Annotated in this window: 5 protein-coding genes; 3 read left to right on the top strand and 2 right to left on the bottom strand. The window is 68.2% G+C overall.

What is annotated here, in order from left to right; genetic code table 11:
• On the top strand, positions 1 to 529 hold a 529-nt coding region (locus tag P3W97_RS00765; protein ID WP_300843072.1), incomplete at its 5' end, for a M48 family metalloprotease.
• Positions 526 to 1470, top strand: a complete 945-nt coding sequence (gene rsgA / locus P3W97_RS00760; RefSeq protein ID WP_300843071.1) for a ribosome small subunit-dependent GTPase A — start codon at positions 526 to 528, stop codon at positions 1468 to 1470. The genes P3W97_RS00765 and rsgA, both read left to right, overlap by 4 nt.
• Before the next feature lie 22 nt (positions 1471 to 1492).
• On the opposite strand, the gene P3W97_RS00755 is transcribed toward rsgA, so the two are convergent.
• Both P3W97_RS00755 and P3W97_RS00750 read right to left on the bottom strand, forming a co-directional pair.
• Positions 1493 to 2419, bottom strand: a complete 927-nt coding sequence (locus P3W97_RS00755) for a cobalamin biosynthesis protein (protein WP_300843070.1) — start codon at positions 2417 to 2419, stop codon at positions 1493 to 1495.
• The gene (locus tag P3W97_RS00750) at positions 2416 to 3114 is read right to left on the bottom strand and encodes a CoA pyrophosphatase (RefSeq protein ID WP_367184573.1); all 699 of its coding nucleotides are present in this window, start codon (positions 3112 to 3114) and stop codon (positions 2416 to 2418) included. The genes P3W97_RS00755 and P3W97_RS00750 overlap by 4 nt, the downstream gene beginning before the upstream one ends.
• Positions 3115 to 3267: 153 nt before the next feature.
• On the opposite strand from P3W97_RS00750, the gene P3W97_RS00745 reads away from it, so the two are divergent.
• Positions 3268 to 3576, top strand: a 309-nt coding sequence (locus P3W97_RS00745; protein WP_300843073.1) for a Glu/Leu/Phe/Val dehydrogenase dimerization domain-containing protein, incomplete at its 3' end; no start/stop codon positions are given.

Raw genomic sequence — 3576 nt, 5'->3', positions numbered from 1 at the left:
CTATTTCACCGGATTTGGCCCCGCCAAGCGCGTGGTGCTGTTCGACACCCTGCTGCAACGCCTAGAGGCCCCCCAGATCGATGCCGTGCTCGCGCACGAGCTGGGGCATGCCCACCACCGGCATGTGCTCAAGCGTCTGGTATGGATGGGGCTGGCCAGCGGGGCTGCTCTGGCGCTGCTCGGCTGGTTGTCGCAACAGCTGTGGTTTTACTTCGGTCTGGGGGTGACGCCCAGCCTGACCAGCAGCAACGCCGCCCTGGCCCTGTTGCTGTTCGGCATGGTGGCGCCCCTGGCGGGGGTGTTCGTAGCGCCGCTGTTCAGTGCCCTATCCCGCCGAGACGAGTACCAGGCCGACCGCTACGCCGTACAGCAGGCGGGGGCAACCGCGCTGGCGGGCGCCTTGCTCACGCTCTACCGCGACAACGCCAGCACATTGACGCCGGACCCCTGGTTCGTGCGCTTCTTTTATTCCCACCCGCCAGCGGCGGATCGGCTGGCGCGTCTGGGCCCAGCCGGGGAGCCTGCATGAAGCGGCAGCGCGACGCGGTCGCCCCCCCGCCCGGCGCACACGACGGTTTGGTCGTCGCCACCTATGGCCGACACGTCCTGGTCGAAGCAGACGACCGCAGTCGCACCCGCTGCCACCCGCGCGGCAAACGCCAGGAGGCGGTGGTCGGCGACCGGGTGCGCTGGACACCTTCTGGCGATGAGGGCGTCATCGATGCCGTGCTGCCGCGCCGCAACATGCTGTTCCGCCAGGATGCCTTGCGTACCAAAGTGTTTGCTGCCAACCTGGAGCAGGTGCTGGTGTTGCTGGCGGCAGAGCCTACCTTTGCCGAAACCCAGCTCGCCCGTGCGCTGATCGCGGCCCGGCAGGCCGGCATCGAGCCGCTGATCGCCCTGAACAAACGCGATGTGCAGCCCGCCTTCGCTGAGGCATGGACGCGCCTGGCGCCCTACCGTGCCATGGGCGAAACTGTGCTGCCGCTGCAACTGCAGGGCGATGACACGACTGCCGTCGCCGACCTGGCCACGTTGACCGAACGGCTGCGCGGGCGGGTGACTTTGGTGATCGGGGCCTCCGGTGTCGGCAAGAGCACCCTAGTCAACCGGTTGATGCCCCATGCGCAGGCCGACACGCAAGCCATCTCGCGCGCCCTGGGGACCGGTCGGCACACGACCACGCGCACGACGTGGTACTGGCTGGACGATGGACACGGTGGCGCGCTCATCGACTCACCGGGGTTTCACGAGTTCGGACTGCACCATATCGCGCCCGAGGCTTTGGCGCAATGGATGCCTGATCTCAAGCCTTACGTTGGACGGTGTCGCTTTCACAACTGCACCCACCGGCGCGAACCCGGCTGCGCGATTCAGGCAGCCATCGCCCCGCACGGCCCCATCGTCCCGCACCGCTGGCGGCTATATCAAGATCTGTACGAGGAATTGGCTGCAGCGCGCATGCCCTGACGCAGGGCTGCGCGCGCCGGGGTCAGAAAATGCGCGCCAATAGCGCCAGCGCCAGCAGCAGCAGCCACAGCACGACGCTGCGCCACACCAACCCCACCACACTGGCCAGATGGGCCAGCTGCGGCTCAGGCAGATTGGCTGCCGTGGCTTCTTCCCCCTGGACCCGGGGGGACAGGCGCACCTGAATGGCTCCCTCGGCCACCGACAGCAACAGGTCGTCGCTGGGCTCGCTCCAGGGCCGGCGCCGCTGCCGCCAACGCTCCAGGGCATCCTCGAAATGTCCGACCATGGCAAACCCGAGGACCGTGACCCGCGCCGGCCCGGCGTCGATCCAACACCACGCCCGCTGGGCCATCTGGGCCACCGGCTGGCTCACCGGGGCGTCTGCACGCCACGCACCGCCCCAAGCCTGCGCCAGCCACGCAGCCAGCCGGTACAGCACCGCACCGGCCGGCCCCAGGCCCAGCATCGCCAACGCGACAAACCACACAAAAACCCCCAACACATGTCGGTGCGACGACAAGATGGCATGGGCGATGACGCGCCGCAGCAACTCTTCGCGCGGCCACTCCACCGTATCGCCCCCTTGCCACTGCGCAAACAGCGCCCGCGCACCCGCCTCGTCACCCGACTCCAGCGCCGCGCGTATCGCTGTGAAGTGGTGGCTAAACTGGCGAAACCCCAAGGTGACATAGAGCACCGCCACCGTCCATACGAAGGCCAGCAGGCCGCTGGCCTGCGTCAGCAAAGCGTGGATCAGGGCCGTCAGCAGCACCGGTGCCGCCGTAGCCACCGTCCAGACCAGCCAGCCGTGCACCGCATGCCCGGCGTCGAACTGGCGCTGCACCCACGCTGCCCAGGCCCCAGCGGCGCCCAGCCACGGCGCCTGCGGCCCAGGGCGCCGCGCCTGGTCGAGCACGAGAGCGATCAGGACCGCGAAAAACGTCATGCGCGGATCATAGCGGCCGCTGCGGCCAGAAAAAACCGATACAGGTTGCGCAGCATGCCTGCGGTTGCGCCCCAGATGAAGCGTTGGCCCTGCGGATCGTCGTAAGGCATGGACAGCCAACGCCGCGTCAGACCGCCCCAGTCGACCTCGTGGTGGCGATGGTGACGGGGGTCCATCAAAAAATCCAGCGGCACCTCGAAGGCCTCGGCTACTTCGAGCGGATTCGGGCGCCACGGCCCGCTTGGGCGCACCAGTGCGACCACCGGCGTGATCTCGAAACCCGAGCCTGTCGCATACACCGGCAGGGTGCCGAGCGGCTCCACCCACGACGGGGCCACCCCGACCTCCTCTGCCGCCTCGCGCAAGGCGCAGCGCACCGGGTCGCCCGCATCGCAGGCGTCCAGCTTGCCCCCAGGGAGCGCCACCTGTCCTGCGTGCGTGGGCAGGTGGGCGCTGCGCTGCGTCAGCAGCACCGTCGGCCGCGCGCGCCAGACCAGGGGCACCAGCACTGCAGCGGGCTTGGGCGTGCCTTCGACCCAGCGCGGCTCGGCGCGAATCTCGGGCCTCCACGCCGGCGGCCTAGCAAACCAGCCGCGCAAGTCCTGCTCGCCCAGCCGCTCCACGGGCACGCGGGGCAGTCCGTCGTCCCGAGCAACGACAGGCACCTGGCGGGGATCGAACGTGGGCTGGGTCAAGGTCGTCTCCGTTGGGAGCTCCATTGTGCCGCGGCCAGCCCATGCATGAATTGCATGGCCGCATGGAAAACCGGCTTTGGACAAGATCGCCGGGCGCGCCTATGCTGCGCACCATGTTCAACTCTTGCACCGGATGACATGAGCTTGTCTGCCATAACCACCGCACCCCGCCACGCCTTGCCGTCGTATCTGGATCCGCACCACCTGGGCCCCTGGGGCATTTTTTTGCAACAGGTGGATCGCGTCACCCCGCACCTGGGCAACCTGGCACGCTGGGTGGAGACGCTCAAACGCCCCAAGCGCATTCTGGTGGTGGATGTGCCGATCCAGATGGACGACGGCACCATAGCGCACTTTGAAGGCTACAGGGTGCAACACAACACCTCACGCGGACCGGGCAAGGGGGGCGTGCGTTTTCACCAAGACGTCACGCTCTCCGAGGTGATGGCGCTGGCGGCTTGG

It is taken from the genome of Tepidimonas sp. (genome assembly GCF_029335975.1).
GTDB lineage: Bacteria > Pseudomonadota > Gammaproteobacteria > Burkholderiales > Burkholderiaceae_C > Tepidimonas.
Note: the sequence above shows the minus strand (reverse complement) of the source record. Positions and strands in the feature narration are given on the sequence as shown.